The organism is Saccharopolyspora sp. NPDC003752, from assembly GCF_053605825.1.
On the sequence record NZ_JBSGJZ010000025.1, the window covers coordinates 79371 to 99062 of the forward strand.

Consider the following 19692-nt stretch of genomic DNA (forward strand, 5'->3'; position numbering starts at 1 on the left):
GCGGTGCCCGGAAGGAATCAGTCCGATGTAGACGCCGGGTCACTTGATCTCGATGCGGCGCGAGGTGCTCTCCTTGCTCTTGGGCACCTTCACCGAGAGCACGCCGTCCACGAGGTTGGCCTCGATCTCGTCCGCGTCGACCTCGCTGGGCAGGCTGCCGCGGAACGAGAAGCTCCCGGTGCGCCGCATCTTGCGCCGCAGCACCCCGGTACGCTCCTTCTCCTTCAGCTCGCCCGTGATCCACAACTCCTGGCCGCGGACCTCGACCGTGATGTCGTCCCGCGCCACGCCGGGCAGGTCCACATCGAACAGGTAGGCGTTCTCGGTCTCCTCCACGTCGACCATCGGCTGCCATGCGACGCCGGTCCGCGTCATGGCCCACCCGGGGTCGAAGAGCTGCCCCATGCGGTCCCAGAGCTCCTCCAGCTCGCGGAACGGCTCCTGCCACGCATCCGGCGCCCCACCCCACTCCCGGCGTTCGCCGCGCCGGGCGGGCATCCGCTCAGCCATGCCGATCCCTCCCCACCACACGTGCGTTCCGACCTCGGCCTACCCGCCGGCGCGGCGGCACCAAACCGCCCGCGGACGGCCGTCAGCGCTCGATCGCCGTCGTCTCCTCGGCATCGGTGCCGGCGTCGGTGTCGGGCTGCGGAGTGCGTGCGCGCTTGTGCGGCAGGGCGAGGTTGCTGACCCCGGAGAACCGCTCGTGCAGGCCGTGGTGCTCGGGGTGGCGCCACAGGGCGACGAAGAACACGACGGGCAGCAGGCAGACCAGCCCGAACATCGCGGCGACCACCAGCAGTTCCACGACGTGGTCCCCTCTGATCAGGTCCAGCGCCAACGACGGCGCCTCGGACAAGCGGTCCAGGCCGGCCCCCATCACGCGGAACAGCGCCGCGACGGTGACCAGCACCGCCATGCCCATGACCACCGGGATCGGCAGCAGCGGGATGGCCAGCACCACGGCCCGCAGCAGCAGCCGCCACAGCTCGGGCTGCTTGCCGTCCGGGCCGACCATCTTGAGCAGCAGCAGCCTCTTGCCCGGCGTGCCGCCCAGCCACCAGGGCAGCAGCACGAACCAGAGCGCCACGGCCAGCGCCATGCCGAGCAGCCAGCTGGACGAGTCGAAGACCACCATGCAGAACAGGGTCGTGAACAGCATGACGAACGGCAGCGCGCACAGGTCGATCAGCAGCGCCAGGAACCGCCTGCCCAGCGGCACCGGACGTCGTGCCAGCGCCGCGTCGTCCAGGTTGTCCAGGGTCGGCAGCCAGCGGGTCAGCGGCCCCGCGACGACCCAGCCGATCACGGCCCCGCCGGTGTTGGCGATGAGATCGTCCACATCGAACAGCCGGTACGGGCACTCGTAGACGCCCCACAGGCCGGAAAGCTGGGTGAACTCGAAGAACAGCGAGGCGCCGAGGCCGATCGCCGAGGCTGCGACGACGTTCAGCCTGAAGTGGAAGCGCAGGTAGACGCCCAGCGGGAGCAGCAGGAGCAGGTTCAGCAGGGTCTCCAGCACCGCCGGGTTGTGGATCACCAGCGCGCTCAGGGTGACCTGCCCCTCCGCCTCCTTCCAGATGTCGGCGAAGGTGTTGCCGGGCACCAGCTGCGGATGCGCGACCCTGGGGTACTTCGCGCACACGTCGACCGACGGGCCGGGCAGCGGCACGACGGTCATGAAGAACGCGGTGAGCGAGTAGAACAGGAAGCTGTAGAAGGACAGCGACCGCCAACTGGTCATGACACCGTGCCGGCGGTAGGTCACCACCGCCGCGGGCACGAACAACACCAGGGCGAGCAGTGGGAAGACGATCAACGCAGTTTTGATCGGCAGCAGATAAGCGCTGGGCACGACGCACATCATTTCCGGAAGCGGAATGACGGGTCAAATCGTGATATTCGGCCCGGAAGTCCCGGTGACCGAGGTCACCGGCCGGTCGAAACGTTTCCGGCGTCACACCGCGGCCAGTTGCCGGACCACCGCCTCGCCGACGGCTTTGGCGCTGCCCGGGTTCTGGCCGGTGATCAGCCGGCCGTCCTCGACGACGTAGGACTCGAACGGTTCGTCCGCGGTGCGGTAATCGGCGCCGAGCTTCGCGAGTTCTTCCTGGAGGTTGTACGGCACGGCGTCGGCGCGATTCGCCAATTCCTCTTCCGGCCACGAGAAGCCGGTGACGCGCTTGCCCTTGATCAGCGGTTCGCCGCTGGAGAGCTGGACGTTGAGCAGGCCCGTCGCGCCGTGGCAGACGGTGGAGACCACCTTGCCCGCCTCGTAGAACCGGGCCATCAGGCCCTCCAGGTCGGCGCTCTGCGGGAAGTCGAACATGACGCCGTGCCCGCCGGTCAGGTAGATCGCGTCGTAGTCGTCGAAGTCGACCTCGGAAATCCGCTTCGTGTCCTCCAGGAGATCCATGAACTCCCGGTCCCGGTAGTGCCGCTCGGTACCGAGTTCGGACAGGACTTCGTGCGACAGGCTTTCCGGATCCAGCGGGACCATCCCGCCCGCCGGACTCGCTATGTCCATCTCGAAACCGGCCCGTTCGGCGACGTCCCAGAAATGCGTCAGCTCCCCGAGCCACAAACCGGTCCGCATCCCGACCTTCCGGTACTCCGGAACATTCGTGACGACGATGAGGATCCTGTTCTTCCTGGCCATTTCCGAATCATCCCCCCGAATTTCCGACGCGCCCCGGCGAAAACCCGATCACCGGCAGTCGAACGAAGACGAGAACCAGGCTAGCCCCGGAAAAGCCCGGTCGCGAACCGCGATCCCCGTCCCGGTTTCCCGCTCCGGATCGGAGGGGTCAGGGGAGCAGGAACGCACCCGGCAGCGCGGAGCCGCTCTGCACCGTGTCGAGGATGAACATCGTGTCGTACCGCCGAATGTTGTCGTCGCTCTTGAACAGGTCGTCGCTCAAGTCCCTGAGGTCTCGGATCGATGCGGCCGTGAGCAGCACGGCGTAGTCCCATCGGCCCGAGAGGGCGTAGCACTGCTGGACCTCCGGCTGCGCCCGGAGCCGGTCCGCGATGCGCCGGTGGTGGTCGAGGGATTCCTCGACCAGGGTCAGCATGACGAGTGCCTGCGCCAAGGACGGGGCGTGCTCGGTGTTGACGACGGCGACGGTGCGCAGGAGCCCGGCGGACTTGTAGCGCGTGATGCGGCGCTGGACCGCGCTGGGCGATAGCCCGACCTGGTCCCCGAGCTCGCGGAGGGTTTGGTCCGCGTCGTGCTGCAGCAGGTCCAGCAGCCGCGTGTCGATTTCGTCCAGCGGTCTCTTCCGGGGGCCCATGCGCAAAAATATTGCGCGGGAGCGCAAACAAAGCAAGCGCATGCCGGATTCGGTTGCGTAGCGTCCACGCGGTGATCCAGTCCAACCGCCGACGACTCACCGGCGTGCCCGCCGGTGACACCGTCGTCTGCGCTTCATCGAGCAACTTCGGCCGAGCCGATCCCCGACCCGCGGTCGCGGCGGCCGTGCACGACCACCTGCATCTGGAGCGTCCATGACCAGCCCCATCGGCATCATCGGCACGGGAGCCATCGCGAAGGACATCGTGGACGGGCTGAGCGCCACGGCCGAGGAGGGCCCGGCGATCCACCTCTCCCCGCGCAACGCCCGGACGGCGAACGCCTTGGCAAGTCGCCACCCCAACGTTCGCGTGTGCGCGGACAACCAGTCGGTCATCGATGCGGCGCCGCTGATCCTCCTCACCGTCCGCCCCGATGATGTGGGCGAGGCCCTCGCCGGACTCCACGTACCTGGTGATCGAGTTCTCATCAGCGCCGTCGCGGGATGGTCCGTCGAGGCGCTGAGGGCGCAGCTCGACGCCGACGTGGCGGTAGTCCGCTCGATCCCGCTACCGGCTGTGCGGCAACAACAGGGCATCACCGCCCTGCATCCGGCACATCCGGTCGCGGAAGAACTGTTCAGCCGCCTCGGCGGCACCCTCGTGACCCAGGACCCCGCCGTCTTCGACGCGCTTTCCGCCGCAACTGCGTCGATCTCCAGCTACCTGCACTACCTGGACACCATCGCCGGCTGGATCACGCGGCAAGGCATGGATTCCCGCGCGGCGGAGGGCTACGTGCGCAGCATGTTCTCGGGCGTCAACGCAGCCCTCGCCGATGAACGCACCGACCTCCCCGAGCTCGGTCGAGCACACGAAACCCCCGGAGGCAACAACGAGGCCCTACGAGCGAGGTGGTTCAACCCGCAGAACCGGGCCGCGCTCGGGCAGGCGCTCGAACACATCCGCCAACGCGTTGCCACCGCACGAGCGGACTAGCCCGGTGGCACGCGCGACCGCCCCTTGAGGGCCGTCGACTGGGGCGTGTCCCCTAAATAGTTGTTGGGGTGCGCGGCATTGGTCGGGGCTTGACCGGATGTGTTGTGGCCCCACGGGCGTGATCGGGGAATTGGTTCTGGGAAGTTCTGGCCCCAGCAAGATCATCGGAGGATGACGCGTGTGCTGTGGCAGTTGAAGGGAGGAGCTCGCGCCGTAGCAAGGTGGAGCTGTTCGTTGTGATCCGCGGGGATTCGAGTGCGTACGCCACTCCGCGTCCGGAACATGAGGACTACCCGTGCGAGCCGGGAGCTCGCACCGATGAGTTCCCCGCGTCGCGCCTGTCTATACGCCTCAGACCGGCTGACGGGAGGATGGCGCCATGCGGAAACTGATCTACGGTATGAACCTGAGCCTGGACGGCTACATCGCCGCGGCCGGCGGCGACCTCGGCTGGAGCCGGCCGAGTGACGAGCTGTTCCAGTGGTGGCTCGAGCAGGAGCAGGCGATCGACCTGTTCCTGTACGGGCGCAGGCTGTGGGAGACGATGAGTTCCTACTGGCCGACAGGTGACCAGCAGCCGGGCGCCAGTCCGGCGGAGATCGAGTTCGCGCGGAACTGGCGGGACACGCCGAAGGTGCTGTTCTCCTCCACGACGATCGACAAGGTCGACTGGAACACCCGCATGGTGACTGGCGACGCGATCGCCGAGATCACCCGGCTCAAGGCCGAGGACGGCGGGCCGATGAGGGTCGGTGGTGCAATGCTCGCCGGGGCGGCCATGCGGGCTGGGCTGGTCGATGAGTACGAGATCGTCACCCATCCGGTCCTGGTGGGCGGCGGCACGCCGTTCTTCACCACGCTTGACAGCTGGGTGAACCTGAACCTGGTGGAGACGCGGGCGTTTCCCGGTGGGACGGTCCTGACCAGGTACGAGAGGCATTGAGCGCGATTCCGCTGCGCGACCACCAGCACTGGACGCCGCGACCTACAAGCGCCGCAACGTCGTCGAACGTTCCTTCTCCCTGATCGAACAATGGCGCGGACTCGCGACCCGCTACGACAAACTCGCCATCACCTACCGAGCCGCCGACACGCATTTAGGAGACACGCCCTAGGCGTCGGTGCTCCGGGCGATGTCGGCCTCGATCAGCTCCGCGATCTGGTCGGGCGTGTAACCCAGGGAAGCGAGGATCCGGCGGGTGTCCGCACCCTTCTCGCGCGGCGCCGTGCGGACCTCGCCGGGCGTTCGGCCGAGTTTGATCGGGATTCCGGTGCCCCGGTAGCCGTCCCGCTCCACCACCATGTTCCGGTGCAGCACCTGCGGATCGGTCAGCGCTTCGCCCACGTCGTGCACCGGCGTCGCAGGCACGCCGCGGTCCAGCAGCTTGCGGGCCAGCTCGTGACGGCGGTGGGCGGCGATCCGCTCGATGATCAGCGGGTGCAGCTCCGCGACGTTGCGGACCCGGTCGGCGTTCGTCGCGAACCGCGCTTCGTCGGCGATGTCCGGGATGCCGAGCAGCTCCGCGAAGTGGCGGAACTGGCGGTCGTTGCCGACCCCGATGAAGATCTGGCCGTCCTCGGCCTCGAAGGTGTCGTACGGGGCGATGGAGGGGTGCGCCGATCCGGTGCGCTGCGGGAGCTTCCCGGAGACCAGCCAGCCCGGGGAATGCGGGTGCAGCAACGAAATCGCGGTGTCGAGCAGCGTGCAGTCCACCAGCTGGCCGCGCCCGGTGGCGTGCCGGTCGTGGAGCGCGAGCAGCACGCCGGAGAACGCGTAGATCCCGGTCACCATGTCCACAATGGGCACTCCGACGCGCAGCGGCGGCCCGGACGGCTCGCCGTTGATGCTCATCAGCCCGCCGTAGGCCTGCAGGATCGCGTCGTAGCCGGGCATGCCGCCCATCGGCCCGTCGACGCCGAAACCGGTGATGCGGCAGTGGATCAGGCGGGGGTAGCGCTCCGCGATCGCCTCGTCGGAGAAACCCCACTTGGCCAGCGTGCCCGCCTTGAAGTTCTCCACCACGACGTCCGCGTCCCGCAGCAGCTCGTCGAGCACCCGCTGCCCGCCCGGCGAGGCGAAGTCCAGGCAGATGTTGTTCTTGTTGCGGTTGATCCCCGTGTGGTAGGCGCTCATGGTCTCGCTGACGAACGGCGGCCCCCAGGTGCGCGTGTCGTCGCCCGCGGGCGGCTCGACCTTGATCACCTCGGCGCCGTGGTCGGCCAGCATCTGGGTGCACAGCGGACCGGCGAGGATGCGCGACAGGTCGAGGACGCGAACGCCGCGGAGGCTGCCGTTCGGAGCGGTCATGAGCGGAGATCCCCGTTTCGATCAGTGGTTGCGGAACTTCCTGCGCGCAAGGCGACCCCGGCGCGTTCTCGGTGAGCGTTTTCATCCTGGTCGGCTCGCAGCCGCGGGTCGCGGAGCTGCACGTCCGCCACCCGCACCGCCACGCAAGACGAGGCTGGAAAACCTCAATACGACTTGGGCAGGCCGAGGACGTGGTTGGACACGTAGTTCAAGACCATTTCCTGGCTGACCGGGGCGAGGCGGAGGATGCGCGACTCCCGGAAGTACCGCTCCACGTGGTACTCGCGGGCGTAGCCCATGCCGCCGTGGGTCTGGATCGCCTGGTCGGCCGCCTGGAAGCCGGCGTCGGCGCACAGCCACTTGGCCATGTTCGCCTCCCGCCCGCAGGACAGGCCCTGGTCGTAGCGCCACGCCGCGTTGCGGGCCATCAGCTCGGCCGCGTCGAGCCGGGTCGCCGCCTCGGCGAGCGGGAACGCGATGCCCTGGTTCTGGCCGATGGGCCGGTCGAAGACGACGCGTTCCTTCGCGTAGCGCACCGCGCGGTCGAGCGCGGCCCGGCCGATGCCCAGCGCCTCGTGGGCCAGCAGGATCCGCTCCGGGTTGAGGCCGTCGAGCAGGTATTTGAAGCCCTGCCCCTCGGCGCCGACGCGGGCGCTCTCGGGCACGAACAGGTCGTCGATGACGACCTCGTAGGAGGCGACCGCATTACGGCCCAGCTTGGGGATCGGGCTCAGGTGCACGTGCTCGGGGTCGATGTCGATGAGGAACAGCGACATACCGTCGGTCGCGCGGTCGACCTCCTCGCGCCGGGTGGTGCGGGCGATCAGCACCATCTTCTGCGAGTCGCCCGCCTTGGTGATCCACACCTTGCGGCCGTTGATGACGTAGCCACCGGGCACGGGCTTGGCGAACGTGGAGATCCGGGTCGTGTCGGTGCCCGCGTCGGGCTCGGTGACGCCGAAGCAGACGTGCAGCGAACCCTCGGCCGCCGCCGGGAGGACCTCCTTGCGCAGTTCCTCGCTGCCGTGCTTGACGATCGTGTTGAGGCCGAAGATCGTCAGGTGCATGGTGCTGCAGCCGTTCATCCCGGCGCCCGAGGCGGCCACCTCTTCCAGCAGCAGCGCCGCTTCGAGGATGCCGAGCCCGCCGCCGCCGTACTCCTCGGGGATGGCGATGCCCAGCCAGCCGCCCTCGGCGAAGGCGTTGTAGAAGTCCCACGGGAACTCGTTGTTCGCGTCGCGCTCGGCCCAGTACTCGTCGGGGAAGCTGCGCGCCAGTTCGCGCGCGCCCGCCCGCAGGGACTGCTGGTCCGGGGTCAGTTCGAAGTGCATGGCGCTTTCCTTTCCGGCGTGCCTGGTGCCCGTACCAGCGGCGACACGTCGACCAACCCGGGCCGCGGACCGACCACGCGATGATCTGTTCCTAAATACGAACAACTAATCCAGCTACCGGGACACGATGATCGACCGGCACCCGGTCTGTCAACCGTCGGATCGCGGCCCCGAAGCGCATGAAGATCGACGAAAACCAGCACAAATCAGGAGCCGGGCGACTACCCGCGGCGAACCGCTTGACAGTGACCCGGTTCACTTCCTAGATTCGCCGCAGTTCCTATATCCGAACAACCACATCGTGATCGACCACGCATCGACGACCACCCGTCAAGAGGGACCCAAGCAATGACGCTGCACAATGGCGCGACGGCTCGCCCCGAGCCGTCCTCCCGCAAGGCCGTCGGACCCGCCGTAGTGATCGGATCCGCCCTCGAGTGGTTCGACTTCTACCTCTACGCCTCGATGGCCGCCCTGGTGTTCGGGCGCCTGTTCTTCCCGGCGAGCAACCCCACCACCGCCACCCTGGCGGCGATGGCGACCTTCGCGGTCGGCTTCCTCGCCCGCCCGTTCGGCGGCATCGTCTTCGGGATCCTCGGCGACAAGTACGGGCGCAAGATCGTGCTGTCGGCGACGTTCCTGCTGATGGGCATCTCCTCCGGGCTGATCGGCCTGCTGCCGACCTACTCCTCGGCCGGCATCGTCGCGCCGATCCTGCTGGTGGTCCTGCGCCTGCTGCAGGGCCTCGGCGCGGGCGCCGAGCTGGGCAGCGCGATCGCGGTGGCCTACGAGCACGCCGACGCGAAGTCGCGCGGCCGGCTGGGCTCGTGGCCGGCGCTGGGCGTCAACATCGGGCTGTTCGTCTCGTCGCTCACCGTGACGGTGCTGACGAGCTTCGGCAACGAGTTCCTCTACGACTGGGGCTGGCGCATCCCGTTCATCGCCAGCTTCCTCCTCGTCGCGCTCGGCTTCTGGGTGCGCCGCCAGATGCCCGAGACGCCGGAGTTCGAGAAGATCGCGCGTGACACCTCGGCCCGCAAGAAGGCCAAGCCGCTGCGCTCGCTGATCAAGTCGGACTGGCGCGGCCTGGCCGTGGTCATGGCGATCACCATCGGCTACAACGGCGTCAGCTACATCTTCAAGACGTTCTCGCTGTCCTACCTCAGCGAATTCCGCGACGTCGCGGCCAACGTCGGCGCGTTCGGCATCTCGCTGGCCAGCGCGTGCGCGATCCTCACCGTGCCCATCGCGGGCCGCATCTGCGACTCGGTGGGCGCCAAGAAGGTGATCGTCACCGGCGCGATCGCCACGGCGGCACTGGCGTTCCCGTTCTTCTGGCTGCTCGACTCAGGCCAGAGCCTCTACATCTGGATCGCGCTGATCCTCGCCACCGGCGTGGTAGTGCCCGCGATGCTGGCCGCGCAGGGCGCGTTCCTCTCCCAGCAGTTCCCCACCAAGGTGCGGGTGTCCGGCCTCGGCACCGGCCGGGAGGTCGGCGGGGCCTTCTCCGGCGGCCTCGCCCCGCTCGCGGCGCTGGCGCTGGTGACGGCGTCGCCCACGCACGCCACCTGGGGCGTCTCGCTGCTGTTCGTCGCCGGGGCGCTGTTCATCGGCGTGGGCGCGCTGTTCGACCAGACGAAGAGGGCAGAGGCTGCCGAACCCGCGCCCGCAGAGGAAGCCGTCCGATCCTGACCGTCCCGGGACTGCCCGATCCGCGGCCCCAAGCCCCATCCGCCGCCCGGCACCTCGCCGGGCGGCGTTTTCGCGCGAAATCGCCATCCTCCGGCCGCGCCGTCTCGTGAACGCAGGTGACAATTTTTTCTGATCGCGCATTTTTGCGTGCTCCGCAAAATTCCAGTAGCGTGGTCGTCATGGATGCCGAGGATCGCGAGCGGCCGGGCTTGCGGGAGCGCAAGAAGCAGGAGACCCGCCTCGCCCTGAGCTGGGCGGCCATCCGCCTCGCCGTGGAGCGGGGATTCGACAACGTGCGCGTCGAGGACATCGCCGCCGAGGTCGGCGTATCCCCGCGCACCTTCAACAACTACTTCGCCGGCAAGGGCGAGGCCATCGCCGCGCGACACCTGGAACGAGCCCGCCAGATCTCGGTGGAACTGCGCGCGCGGCCGGAATCCGAGCCGCTGTGGGAGGCCATCACCAACGCCGCGATGGCCCGCTTCTCCCTGGGGCAGGGCACCGGCGAGGACCAACCGGACCGGCAGTGGGTCGACGGCGTTCGGCTGATGGTTTCCGAACCGGCACTGCAGGGCGAGTTCATCAGGGCCAACGCCACGGCCGAGGCCGAGCTCGCCGCCGCCATCGCCGAGCGCACCGGCACCGACCCGGCGCGCGACATCTACCCGCGGTTGGTGGCCGGAGCGGTCGGAGTCGCGATCGCCGCATCCATCGAGCACTGGCTGAGCGCCGAAGAGCCCACCCCGATGGCTCCGGTGCTGCGCGACGCGTTCCAGCAGCTCGCCAACGGACTGCCCATCCCCTGACGACCCCACAACCGGACGACCCGGCGCCGCCGGGTCGATCGACCATGCCTTTTTCCGCCAGAACAAGGAGAAAACTCGTGATCGCCGATGTCGTGATCGCGGGCGCCGGCCCGAACGGGCTGATGCTGGCCTGCGAGCTGAGCCTGGCCGGAACGAAGCCGCTGGTGCTCGAACGCCTCCCGGAGCGCGCGACCGCACAGCGGGCCAACGGCCTGGTCGGGCAGGTGGTGCGGATGCTCGACCGCCGAGGCCTGCACCAGCGCTTCAGCGGGAGCCCCGAGCCGCCGCAGCCCGCTCCGGTGTTCGTGTTCGGCGCGATGCCGCTGGACCTGAGCGCCATCGAGGACAACCCGATGTACCTGATGCAGATGCCGCAACGCCGCATCGAGCAGGTCCTGGAAGAACGCGCCGTCGAGCTCGGCGTGGAAATCCGCTGGGGGCACGAACTCGTCGGACTGGCCCAGGACGACGACGCGGTCGCCATCGACGTCGCCGGGCCGGACGGCCACTACCGGCTGCGCGCCCACTACCTGGTCGGCGCGGACGGCGGGCACAGCCCGACGCGCAAGCTCTCCGGCATCGGTTTCTCCGGCGTCACCAAGGAGAACGTCGTTTCGCGCCTCGCGCACGTCAGCATTCCGAGCTCGCTGGTCGATCCGGCGACGGGCGGCCTGGACGTCCCCGGCTACGGCGTCATCCCGCCGTTCATGCACCACCGCACCGAGCGAGGAGTGCTGGCGTACGCACCGTTCCTCGACGGCCGAACGGCCGTGTCCACAATGGAGTGGGGCTCGGCAGGGGCGGACGAAACCGCGCTGACGCTGGACGAACTGCGCGCGAGCGCACGCCGGGTGCTCGGGGTTGACCTGCCGCTGGAGCCGCCGGAAGGCGACGGCCCGCACCTCACGCGCCGGTTGACGGGCGGCAACACCCGGCTGGCGGACCGGTACCGGGACCGGCGGGTGCTGCTGGTCGGCGATGCCGCCCACGTGCATTCGGCGATCGGCGGCCCCGGCCTGAACCTGGGCCTGCAGGACACCGCGAACCTGGGCTGGAAGCTCGCGGCCGAGCTGCAGGGCTGGGCGCCGCCCGGCTTGCTGGACAGCTACGAAGCCGAGCGGCGGCCGGTGGCCCGGCGAGTGGTCATGCACACCCAGGCCCAGTCGGCGCTGCTCGCGCCCGGTGGCGAGACCACCGCGCTGCGGGAGCTCTTCGGCGAGCTCCTCCACGAGCCGCGCAACATCAAGCACATCGCGGACATGATGGCGGGCGCGGACATCCGCTACGAGATGGGCACCAGCGCAACGCACCCGCTGATCGGCCGGTGGGCGCCCGACCTGGTGCTCGACACCGGGACCGGCAGCGTCCGGCTCGCCGAGCTGACCGCGAACGCCCGGCCGCTCCTGCTGGACATGACCGAGGGCGCCGGGCTGTCCGAAGACCTCGCCGGCTGGACCGACCGGGTGGAGGCGGTCAGCGGCCGCGCCGGGACTTCGCCGACCGCGATGCTGCTGCGGCCGGACGGCTACGTCGCCTGGGCGTCGAGTTCGGCACAACCGGACGCCCAGGAGCGACGCAGCCTCCGCGAGGCCCTGACCACGTGGTTCGGCCCCGGTTCGCCCTAGGGGTTCAGAATGCGGCGTCAGCCGCATGCGGTGTGGGACTCAGCTCGCACCGCCGCGGGTTCTCAGATGTCGTCTGGCGAGGACAGCCCCGATGCCGCGTGGTCATACGCAAGTCGGGGCTCCCACAGTCCAGGGCGGCGTCTGAGATTCCGCCACCCGCACCGCCACGCAAGCCCATTCTGAAAAACCTCCTTTCAGCGGCGAATCTTGATGTTCTCGATCTCCACCGGCAGGACCGGCTCGCCGTCCTGGTCGCCGCCTTCGCCCGGGATGATGCCGCCCGCGACGATCTCGTCGAGCACGTCCATGCCCTCCACGACCCGGCCCAGCACCGTGTACCCGGGCTTGATGTTGGCATGCGAGTGCACGATGAAGAACTGGCTGCCGTTGGTGTCCGGCCCCTGGTTGCCCATCGCGATGGTGCCGCGCGGGTAGGTCTCGGCGCCGGTGACCTCGTCGGCGAACCGGTAGCCCGGGCCGCCCTTCTCCACCGAGTAGATGTCGCCGCACTGCAGCACGCCGAGCCGCGCCGAGTTGGTCAGCCGCCAGCAGCGGGAGTCGTCGTAGAAGTCCTTGCGGGCCAGGTGCACGAGGTTGTGCACCGCGCACGGCGCGTTCGCGCGGTCGAGCTCGACGACCACGTCGCCGTGGTTGGTCCGGATCGTGGCGTGGACCGTGCCCTCGTTCTTGGCCGCGGGATGCGGCGGCCGGACCGGTCGCGCGGCCGGGTTCTCCGGCGTCGGGATGTACTCGCACATCGTGCGCGGACTCGACCACTGCTGCGGCTGGGCCTCCGCAGCGCCCATCGTGACCGTGGTGAGCATGATGCCGAGCACCCCGGCTAACCAACGCATTTTCATGCGAAGAACCTAGCCAGCCGCGCGACCGGTAGATACCGACGAAAGCAGCAGTCAGGGCGCGACGTCGGCGTAGTCGGTGCCGACCTTGAGCGCATCGATCTCGTTGACCACGTCGTCGCCCTCGGCCCCGTAGACGCCCCACTTCGGGTGGTTCTCGCTGTCGAAGGTGCGGCACGCCCAGCGCTTCGAGCCGTCGCTGAAGGTCTGCTGCTCGCCGTTGAACCAGAACTCGACCCAGCCGCCGGTGGTCTCGTCGGACAGGTGCAGGCCGAGGACGATGCTGTGCCACTCCCCCGCCGCGATCGGGTGCTCCCAGATGATGCGCGTGGCGTCCGGTTGGCGTTGCAGCAGCGAGAGCTTGCCGTCGATCACCTTGAGGACGACCGGGTAGTTCTGGATGTGGCTGCCGTAGGACTTCCACTGGAAGGTGGCGTTGTTGTCGACGGTGCTGGAGAGCTTGCTGCGCCAGCCGAGGTAGTAGGTGGAGCCGTTCTCGAAGTCGTGCTCCTTGCCGTCGATGGCGATGCCGCGGCTCTCGCACCGCCGGCTCTCGGCGGGCTTGTCGTAGCGCCACACCGCGCCGTGCTCCGGATCGTCGACGGCCGTGACGCTGCCCGGCGCGGCGCATTCCGAGCCGATGTGGGCGAACACGCCCTTGCCGTGCGCGGCGTCGCCGTCCCAGATGGCCGCGGCTGCTGCTGGGGGCGCGGACGCCACGACGAGCGCCGCCGCCAACAGGGCCACGGCGGGAAATCTCCCGGCCATGATCGTTCCCTTCCGGCGGCGGAAGGCCAGATCTACCGGATGCCGGCGGCCGGCGTCCAGGGGCGTCACCCGAACCGCCGGACGCCCACTCCACACCCATGTAACCCACATGAGTGAATGTCAGATTGAACATCACTAACTGTAGTCAGTAGATATTTCGTCATTCACCAGCACGAACGCCAGATCATCAGGATCTTGTGGCGCTTCCCGCTGCGGCGATCGCGGGATTTCAGAGTTGGCCCGCCAGTGTCGACTACGTAGCGTGTCCGCCAGTCGGATCCCCGAACCGACGCGGAAGCTCGCAGCGCCGAACCCTGCCCCGCGCGGCTTCCCACCCCCCGAACGAACGACTGGGCAGGGGCGAGCACCCCGAACCGGGTTCCGGCGGCGTCCCCGCACGCCCACCCGCGGCACGAACGTGCCCGCTCGCAGGCGCCAGCAGGAGACCGCCCATGACGCGTACCCCGAAGCGCACGGCCGCCCGCATCGCCGCCCGAGTGGCGTTCGCCGGCCTGATCGCCGCCGCTCCCCTGGCCACGGCCATCCCCGCCAACGCCGCCTCGGCGTCCACTTGGGACGCCGTGGCGAAGTGCGAGAGCTCCGGCAACTGGAAGGCCAACACCGGCAACGGCTACTACGGCGGCCTGCAGTTCACCCAGTCCACCTGGGCCGCGTTCGGCGGCAAGGACTACGCCCCCAAGGCCTCCCAGGCAACGCGCGAACAGCAGATCGCGGTCGCCGAGAAGGTCCTCGAGAAGCAGGGCCCGAAGGCCTGGCCGGTGTGCTCGAAGAAGGCTGGCCTGACCCGCTGACCTCCGGTGTGGATGGAGCAGGTCCGCTGCTCAGGACCCGTGAGTGCTTTGGGGCGTCATAGCACCCCAAAACACTCACGGGCGAGCACCTGGACCAACGCTCGCCCCGCGGCGACGTGACGAGCCCCACTGCCCGGCGATCGCGGAATAACCGGGGCGACTGTTCCGTTATCCCTGCCGCGCGGGGCGGCTGCCTCGCGCCTGTCGCACGCGATGAAAGGCTGATGCCGCCGTGGCCGTTGCCCTCTCCATTCTCGATCTGGCACACATCGGCCCTGGCGAGACGGCCGCCGATAGCTTCACCGCGAGCGTTGACCTGGCGCAACGCGCCGAATCGCTGGGCTACCGGCGGATCTGGTACGCCGAGCACCACAACATGTCGTCGATCGCGTCGTCGGCCACCAGCGTGCTGATCGGCCACGTCGCCGCGCACACCAAGACCATCCGGCTCGGCGCCGGCGGCGTGATGCTGCCCAACCACGCGCCGCTGACCATCGCCGAGCAGTTCGGCACCCTCGAAACGCTGTTCCCGGGGCGGATCGACCTCGGCCTCGGCCGGGCCCCGGGCAGCGACCAGAAGACGATGCGGGCGCTGCGCCGCGACCCGTCCTCGGCCGAGACGTTCCCGCAGGACGTGCTGGAACTGCAGGGATACCTGTCGGGCGAGACCCGGGTCCCCGGGATCAACGCGACGCCGGGCGCGGGGACCAACGTGCCGCTGTACATCCTCGGTTCCTCCCTGTTCGGCGCCAGGCTCGCGGCGCTGCTCGGCCTGCCCTACTCGTTCGCTTCGCACTTCGCTCCCGACGCGCTGGAGGCCGCCGTTTCGCTGTACCGGCAGGAGTTCCAGCCGTCCGCGCAGCTCGCCGAGCCGTACGTGATCGCCGGGGTCAACGTGATCGCGGCGGACACCACCGACGAGGCCGAGGAGCACTTCCAGGCGGCGAAGCGCTACCGGGTGGCCCGAATGCTCGGCCAGGGCAGGGAATTCACCCCGGACGAGGCGGACGCGATCCTCGCTTCCCCGGCCGGGCAGCAGGTCCTGCAGATGGCCAAGTACTCGGCGGTCGGCACGCCCGCCGAGGTCGACGACTACCTGGACCGGTTCGCCGAGCGGTCCCAGGCCGACGAGCTGATCGTCGTGTCCGCGGCGCCCGACCGCGGGGCATGGCGCCGCTCGCTCGAACTCCTCGCCGACGTCCGCGGCCTGGTCCCGGCCTGATCGACGGTCACCGCCTGGCTGCGGGATCCCCGACTCTTGCGTATGACCAATGCGCGGCGTCGGGGACCGGCCTCGCCAGTGGCCCGATAAGGGCGGGCACAGCCTGAGAACCCGCGGCGATGCGAGTTGCGCAGGTACTGCGCCGCTCCAAGGACGTAGATCAAAAACCCTGATCAGCGGGTGGGCTCGCGCCGGAACGCCGCCCGCGCCCACAGGTAGCCGGCGAGCGCGATCGCGACCGGCCAGGCGACGGCGAGCACCGCGTTCGCGCCGACCGGGGTGCCCATCAGCAGTCCGCGCACCGTCTCGATGATCGGGGTGAAGGGCTGGTGCTCGGCGAACCAGCGCAACCCGGCCGGCATCGAGTCGGTGGGCACGAACGCGCTGCCGAGGAACGGCAGGAACATCAACGGCAGGCCGACGTTGCTCGCCGTCTCGGCGCTCCTGGCGACCAGGCCCATCGCGACCGACACCCAGGTGAGCGCGAGCGCCAGCAGCGCGAGCAGGCCGAGGGCGCCGAGCCACGCCAGCGGTCCGCCGGTGGGCCGGAAACCCAGCAGCAACGCGACGAGCACGACCAGCACGACGCTGATCATCGTCTGGATCACGCTGCCGACCACGTGCCCGGTCAGCACCGACGCCCGGGAGATCGCCATGGTGCGGAACCGGTTGATGATGCCCTCGGTCATGTCCACGCAGACCGACACCGACGCCGCCACGGACCCGGACGTCGCGGCCATCAGGATGATCCCGGGCGCGACGTAGTCGATGTACCCGGCGCCCCCTGCCGCGACCCCGAGCCCGGCGCCCAGCACGCCGCCGAGGACGTAGACGAACAGCAGCATCATCACGATCGGCATGCCGATCACCGACAACGACATGCCCGGATAGCGCAGCGCGTGCAGCAGGTTCCGGCGCAGCATCGTCATCGAATCGCTCGCGGCGTGGGAAAGGGTGCTCATCGGAGCGGCTCCTTCTCGTTGTCGGGGCGGCCGGTGAGGGCGAGGAAGACGTCGTCGAGGTCGGGGGTGTGCACGGACAGCGCGTCGGGCTTGATCGACTCGGCGTCGAGGCGGTCCAGCAGGCCGCGCAGCGCCGGAACGCTGCCGTCGTTGGGGATCTGCAGGGTGAGCGCCTCGTCGTCGCGGGCGACGTCGCGGAAGTTCCGGGCCGCCGCGGCGAGCTCGGCGGCACCGGCGAACCGCAGGCTGACGTGGCCGCCCGGGATCCGGCGCTTGAGCTCGGCCGCGGTGCCTTCGGCGACCAGCCGCCCGTGGTCGAGCACGGCGATCCGGTCGGCGAGCTGATCCGCCTCCTCCAGGTACTGCGTGGTCAGGAAGATCGTGACGCCACCGGCCACCAGGTCGCGGATGATCTGCCACATGGTCCGGCGGCTGCGCGGGTCCAGCCCGGTGGTCGGTTCGTCGAGGAAGATGACGCGCGGATCACCGACCAGCGTCATCGCGAGGTCGAGCCGCCGCCGCATGCCGCCGGAGCAGGTCGCTGCCGGCTTCCGGCCCACCTCGACCAGGTCGAACCGCTCCAGCAGCTCCGCGGCCCGCTGCCGGCCGACGGGGCGGCGCAGGTGGTGCAGGTCGGCCATCAGGAGCAGGTTCTCCTCGGCGGTGAGCAGGTTGTCGACCGCCGAGAACTGGCCGGTGACGCCGATCGCGGCGCGCACCGCGTCGGGACCGTCGGCCAGGTCGTGCCCGGCGACGCGGATGTGCCCGGCGTCGGCGCGGATGAGCGTGGACAGGATCTGCACGGTGGTGGTCTTGCCCGCGCCGTTGGGGCCCAGCAGCGAGTAGATGCTGCCCTGCGGGATGTCCAGGTCGATGCCGTCGAGCACGACCTTGTCCCCGAACGACTTCCGCAGCCCGCGGGCCGCGATGGCGGATCGTCCAGCCATGCCCCCTCCTTCCGTCGTAGCAACGCGTTGATCGCGATCACCGGGCCGACCGCCGGTTCCGCGACCCCACGAGATCGATGGCATCACTATGGCACCATACTGGCACTCAATCAAGCCACTTTGGCTCACCTAGACGCCAAGGACCAACAACCGCGACACGAAAGGCCAGGTGGACGCGCGGCCAGACCGGTTTCAGCCGCAATTTCCATTGAAATCGAAGGTTCGATTTCAATGGAAATTGCGGACGGACAGCACGAACATGACCGCGTCGACGACGATCAGCGCAGGGGGGCGCTCCAGCGCACGCTGGTTCCGCCCGTCGGCAGCGGCCGAACCGCGCACTGCCCGCCCAGCTGATCCGCGCGCTCCGCGAGGTTGCGCAGGCCGCTGGGCGTGACGTCGGCCGGGATGCCGATGCCGTTGTCGGTCACCTCGATCGACAGGGTGTCGTCCAGGGCGATCGCGACCGACAGCTCCGATGCCCGCGCATGCCGGATCGTGTTGCTCACCGCCTCCAGCACGACCGCCTCGGCGTTCTCGGCCAGCTTCGGCGGCAGCACGTCGAGCGGGCCCGCCATCCGCACGGTGATGCGGATCGGGCTGTCGCCGACCACGTCGGTGACGACGCGCTGCACCCGCGCCCGGAACCGCACCGCGCTCTCCGCGGTGGCCTGCAGGTCGAAGATGCTGGCGCGGAGGTCCTGGATCACCTCGTGCAGCTGGTCGATGTGCTCGGTCAGCCGGGCGGCCACGATCGGCACCTTCGCGCGGCGCTGCGTGCCCTGCATCGCCATGCCGATGGCGAACAACCGCTGGATGACGTGGTCGTGCAGGTCGCGCGCGATGCGGTCGCGGTCGGCCAGCACGTCGAGCTCCCGGCGGGCGGCCTGCGCTTCGGCGCGCTGCAGGGCCAGCGCCGCCTGGTCGGCGAACGAGGACACCACCTGCAGCTGGTTCTCGTCGAATCCCGGCGCCCCGGCATCGCGCGCGGTGAGCAGCACGCCGGACGTGGTCTCGTCGGCCCGCATCGGAACCGCGAGCGCGGCGCCGAACTGCACGACATTGCCCTCGGTGATGTCGAAGGCGAGGTTCGAGACGTTGCGCGGCAACCGCTCCCGGAACACCTGCCCGGTGGTGGAACCGCTGACCGGGATAGTCCGGTGCGCCAGGTCTTCGATGTCCAGCCCGACGGACACGGTGATGACGAGGTCGGTCACCTCCGCCGCGTCCTCGCCGGCCGCGGGCACCGCGACCAGGGCGTAGTCGGCGGCGGTGAGCTCCGCCGCCCGCTCGGCGATCATCTGCAGCGCGTCGATGGGATCGGTGCCCGCCAGCAGTTCCGCGGTGATCTCGCCGGTGGCGTCCAGCCAGCGCTCCCGGCGGCGGACCTCCTCGAACAACCGGGCGTTGTCCACCGCGATGCCCGCCGCGCCGGCCAGCGCCTGCATGACGACCTCGTCGTCCTCGGTGAACTCCCCACCGCCGCGCTTCTCCGTCAGGTACAGCCGCCCGAACGTCTCCTGCCGGGCGCGGATCGGCACGCCGAGGAAGCCGCGCATCGGGGGGTGGTGCGCCGGGAACCCGATCGAAGCCGGGTGGTCGGAGATTTCGGTCAGCCGCAGCGGCTTGTCCGCCTCGATGACCACGCCGAGCACGCCGTGCCCCGTGGGCAGCGAGCCGATGCGCTCCCTCGTCGGCTCGTCGATGCCCTCGTACACGAACTGCGACAGCTCGCCGCCGGGGCCCAGCACGCCGATGGCGCCGTAGCGGGCGTCGACGAGCTCCATGGCGGTGTGCACGATGCGCCGCAGCGCCGCGTCGAGTTCGAGCTCCGACGAGATCGCGAGTACGGCCGACAGCACGCCGTCCATCCGCTCGCGCAGCCCGATGATCTCCTCGATGCGCACCTGGACCTGGTTCAACAGCTCCCTCAGCCGCAACCGGGAGAACGTGTCCGCGACCGACCTCGACGGGTCCTGCGGCTCGCCGGGCCTCGGCGCGTCCGCCCTGCTCACGCGTCTACTGTGGCACGTCCGACCGATTCGCACCGGGTGCCGAGTGGTGACGATCGA

19 protein-coding genes and 1 pseudogene are annotated in these 19692 nt (G+C 69.5%); 9 read left to right on the top strand and 11 right to left on the bottom strand.

What is annotated here, in order from left to right; translation table 11 throughout:
* Positions 1-39 precede the first annotated feature (39 nt).
* From ACWEV3_RS28295 to ACWEV3_RS28310, 4 genes are all read right to left on the bottom strand, one after another.
* Positions 40-510, bottom strand: coding sequence for an Hsp20/alpha crystallin family protein (locus ACWEV3_RS28295; protein WP_452616794.1), 471 nt, complete (start codon positions 508-510; stop codon positions 40-42).
* Positions 511-592: 82 nt separating this feature from the next.
* On the bottom strand, positions 593-1855 hold the full coding sequence (locus tag ACWEV3_RS28300; RefSeq protein ID WP_452616795.1) for a VanZ family protein: 1263 nt from the start codon (positions 1853-1855) through the stop codon (positions 593-595).
* 102 nt (positions 1856-1957) lie between these two features.
* Positions 1958-2659, bottom strand: coding sequence for a type 1 glutamine amidotransferase domain-containing protein (locus ACWEV3_RS28305; protein WP_452616796.1), 702 nt, complete (start codon positions 2657-2659; stop codon positions 1958-1960).
* A gap of 148 nt (positions 2660-2807) precedes the next feature.
* On the bottom strand, positions 2808-3293 hold the full coding sequence (locus ACWEV3_RS28310; RefSeq protein WP_452616797.1) for an Lrp/AsnC family transcriptional regulator: 486 nt from the start codon (positions 3291-3293) through the stop codon (positions 2808-2810).
* Positions 3294-3364: 71 nt separating this feature from the next.
* On the opposite strand from ACWEV3_RS28310, the gene ACWEV3_RS28315 reads away from it, so the two are divergent.
* The 4 genes from ACWEV3_RS28315 (at position 3365) to ACWEV3_RS28330 (ending at position 5405) form a co-directional block, all read left to right on the top strand.
* The gene (locus tag ACWEV3_RS28315; protein ID WP_452616798.1) at positions 3365-3511 is read left to right on the top strand and encodes a hypothetical protein; all 147 of its coding nucleotides are present in this window, start codon (positions 3365-3367) and stop codon (positions 3509-3511) included.
* Positions 3508-4290, top strand: coding sequence for an NAD(P)-binding domain-containing protein (locus ACWEV3_RS28320; RefSeq protein WP_452616799.1), 783 nt, complete (start codon positions 3508-3510; stop codon positions 4288-4290). Before ACWEV3_RS28315 ends, ACWEV3_RS28320 begins: the two co-directional genes overlap by 4 nt.
* 379 nt (positions 4291-4669) lie before the next feature.
* Positions 4670-5233: a dihydrofolate reductase family protein gene (locus ACWEV3_RS28325; RefSeq protein ID WP_452616800.1), complete on the top strand. Its 564-nt coding sequence runs from the start codon at positions 4670-4672 to the stop codon at positions 5231-5233.
* Positions 5229-5405 (top strand): transposase, encoded by a 177-nt coding sequence (locus tag ACWEV3_RS28330; protein WP_452616837.1) that lies wholly within the window; start codon positions 5229-5231, stop codon positions 5403-5405. The genes ACWEV3_RS28325 and ACWEV3_RS28330 overlap by 5 nt, the downstream gene beginning before the upstream one ends.
* Here the strand turns inward: ACWEV3_RS28330 and ACWEV3_RS28335 are convergent.
* Together ACWEV3_RS28335 and ACWEV3_RS28340 are read right to left on the bottom strand one after the other, a co-directional pair.
* Complete coding sequence (locus ACWEV3_RS28335) at positions 5402-6598, bottom strand: CaiB/BaiF CoA transferase family protein (RefSeq protein ID WP_452616801.1); 1197 nt, start codon at positions 6596-6598, stop codon at positions 5402-5404. The two genes, ACWEV3_RS28330 and ACWEV3_RS28335, sit on opposite strands and share 4 nt — an antisense overlap.
* A gap of 164 nt (positions 6599-6762) precedes the next feature.
* Entirely contained in the window at positions 6763-7929 is a 1167-nt protein-coding gene (locus ACWEV3_RS28340; RefSeq protein WP_452616802.1) for an acyl-CoA dehydrogenase family protein, read from the bottom strand.
* Between the two features lie 348 nt (positions 7930-8277).
* On the opposite strand from ACWEV3_RS28340, the gene ACWEV3_RS28345 reads away from it, so the two are divergent.
* From ACWEV3_RS28345 to ACWEV3_RS28355, 3 genes are all read left to right on the top strand, one after another.
* Positions 8278-9621 carry an MFS transporter gene (locus ACWEV3_RS28345; protein ID WP_452616803.1) on the top strand — a complete coding sequence of 448 codons (1344 nt, stop codon included), beginning with the start codon at positions 8278-8280 and terminating at the stop codon, positions 9619-9621.
* A 179-nt stretch (positions 9622-9800) separates the two neighbouring features.
* The gene (locus ACWEV3_RS28350; protein WP_452616804.1) at positions 9801-10427 is read left to right on the top strand and encodes an acyl-CoA-like ligand-binding transcription factor; all 627 of its coding nucleotides are present in this window, start codon (positions 9801-9803) and stop codon (positions 10425-10427) included.
* A gap of 80 nt (positions 10428-10507) precedes the next feature.
* A complete protein-coding gene (locus ACWEV3_RS28355) occupies positions 10508-12052 on the top strand; it encodes an FAD-dependent monooxygenase (RefSeq protein WP_452616838.1) in 1545 nt (514 codons plus the stop codon).
* Between the two features lie 194 nt (positions 12053-12246).
* On the opposite strand, the gene ACWEV3_RS28360 is transcribed toward ACWEV3_RS28355, so the two are convergent.
* Together ACWEV3_RS28360 and ACWEV3_RS28365 are read right to left on the bottom strand one after the other, a co-directional pair.
* Positions 12247-12912 (bottom strand): peptidylprolyl isomerase, encoded by a 666-nt coding sequence (locus ACWEV3_RS28360; protein ID WP_452616805.1) that lies wholly within the window; start codon positions 12910-12912, stop codon positions 12247-12249.
* A 51-nt stretch (positions 12913-12963) separates the two neighbouring features.
* On the bottom strand, positions 12964-13656 hold the full coding sequence (locus ACWEV3_RS28365; RefSeq protein ID WP_452616806.1) for a heparin lyase I family protein: 693 nt from the start codon (positions 13654-13656) through the stop codon (positions 12964-12966).
* 473 nt (positions 13657-14129) lie between these two features.
* Between ACWEV3_RS28365 and ACWEV3_RS28370 the strand changes: the two are divergent.
* Together ACWEV3_RS28370 and ACWEV3_RS28375 are read left to right on the top strand one after the other, a co-directional pair.
* Positions 14130-14477: pseudogene (locus ACWEV3_RS28370) on the top strand (transglycosylase family protein); the annotation flags it as partial.
* A gap of 244 nt (positions 14478-14721) precedes the next feature.
* Positions 14722-15711 (top strand): LLM class flavin-dependent oxidoreductase, encoded by a 990-nt coding sequence (locus ACWEV3_RS28375; RefSeq protein ID WP_452616807.1) that lies wholly within the window; start codon positions 14722-14724, stop codon positions 15709-15711.
* Between the two features lie 173 nt (positions 15712-15884).
* Here the strand turns inward: ACWEV3_RS28375 and ACWEV3_RS28380 are convergent, their stop codons facing one another.
* The 3 genes from ACWEV3_RS28380 to ACWEV3_RS28390 form a co-directional block, all read right to left on the bottom strand.
* Complete coding sequence (locus tag ACWEV3_RS28380) at positions 15885-16673, bottom strand: ABC transporter permease (protein WP_452616808.1); 789 nt, start codon at positions 16671-16673, stop codon at positions 15885-15887.
* A complete protein-coding gene (locus ACWEV3_RS28385; RefSeq protein ID WP_452616809.1) occupies positions 16670-17620 on the bottom strand; it encodes an ATP-binding cassette domain-containing protein in 951 nt (316 codons plus the stop codon). The genes ACWEV3_RS28380 and ACWEV3_RS28385 overlap by 4 nt, the downstream gene beginning before the upstream one ends.
* A gap of 278 nt (positions 17621-17898) precedes the next feature.
* Positions 17899-19635 (bottom strand): GAF domain-containing protein, encoded by a 1737-nt coding sequence (locus ACWEV3_RS28390; protein WP_452616810.1) that lies wholly within the window; start codon positions 19633-19635, stop codon positions 17899-17901.
* Positions 19636-19692 lie beyond the last annotated feature (57 nt).

Excerpts from the sequence above, each read along its gene's own strand:
- ACWEV3_RS28380 (WP_452616808.1), bottom strand. The coding sequence starts at position 16,673 with ATGAGCACCCTTTCCCACGCCGCGAGCGATTCGATGACGATGCTGCGC.
- ACWEV3_RS28325 (WP_452616800.1), top strand. The coding sequence starts at position 4,670 with ATGCGGAAACTGATCTACGGTATGAACCTGAGCCTGGACGGCTACATC.
- ACWEV3_RS28385 (WP_452616809.1), bottom strand. The coding sequence starts at position 17,620 with ATGGCTGGACGATCCGCCATCGCGGCCCGCGGGCTGCGGAAGTCGTTC.
- ACWEV3_RS28360 (WP_452616805.1), bottom strand. The coding sequence starts at position 12,912 with ATGAAAATGCGTTGGTTAGCCGGGGTGCTCGGCATCATGCTCACCACG.
- ACWEV3_RS28320 (WP_452616799.1), top strand. The coding sequence starts at position 3,508 with ATGACCAGCCCCATCGGCATCATCGGCACGGGAGCCATCGCGAAGGAC.
- ACWEV3_RS28350 (WP_452616804.1), top strand. The coding sequence starts at position 9,801 with ATGGATGCCGAGGATCGCGAGCGGCCGGGCTTGCGGGAGCGCAAGAAG.
- ACWEV3_RS28295 (WP_452616794.1), bottom strand. The coding sequence starts at position 510 with ATGGCTGAGCGGATGCCCGCCCGGCGCGGCGAACGCCGGGAGTGGGGT.
- ACWEV3_RS28305 (WP_452616796.1), bottom strand. The coding sequence starts at position 2,659 with ATGGCCAGGAAGAACAGGATCCTCATCGTCGTCACGAATGTTCCGGAG.
- ACWEV3_RS28310 (WP_452616797.1), bottom strand. The coding sequence starts at position 3,293 with ATGGGCCCCCGGAAGAGACCGCTGGACGAAATCGACACGCGGCTGCTG.
- ACWEV3_RS28345 (WP_452616803.1), top strand. The coding sequence starts at position 8,278 with ATGACGCTGCACAATGGCGCGACGGCTCGCCCCGAGCCGTCCTCCCGC.
- ACWEV3_RS28340 (WP_452616802.1), bottom strand. The coding sequence starts at position 7,929 with ATGCACTTCGAACTGACCCCGGACCAGCAGTCCCTGCGGGCGGGCGCG.
- ACWEV3_RS28335 (WP_452616801.1), bottom strand. The coding sequence starts at position 6,598 with ATGACCGCTCCGAACGGCAGCCTCCGCGGCGTTCGCGTCCTCGACCTG.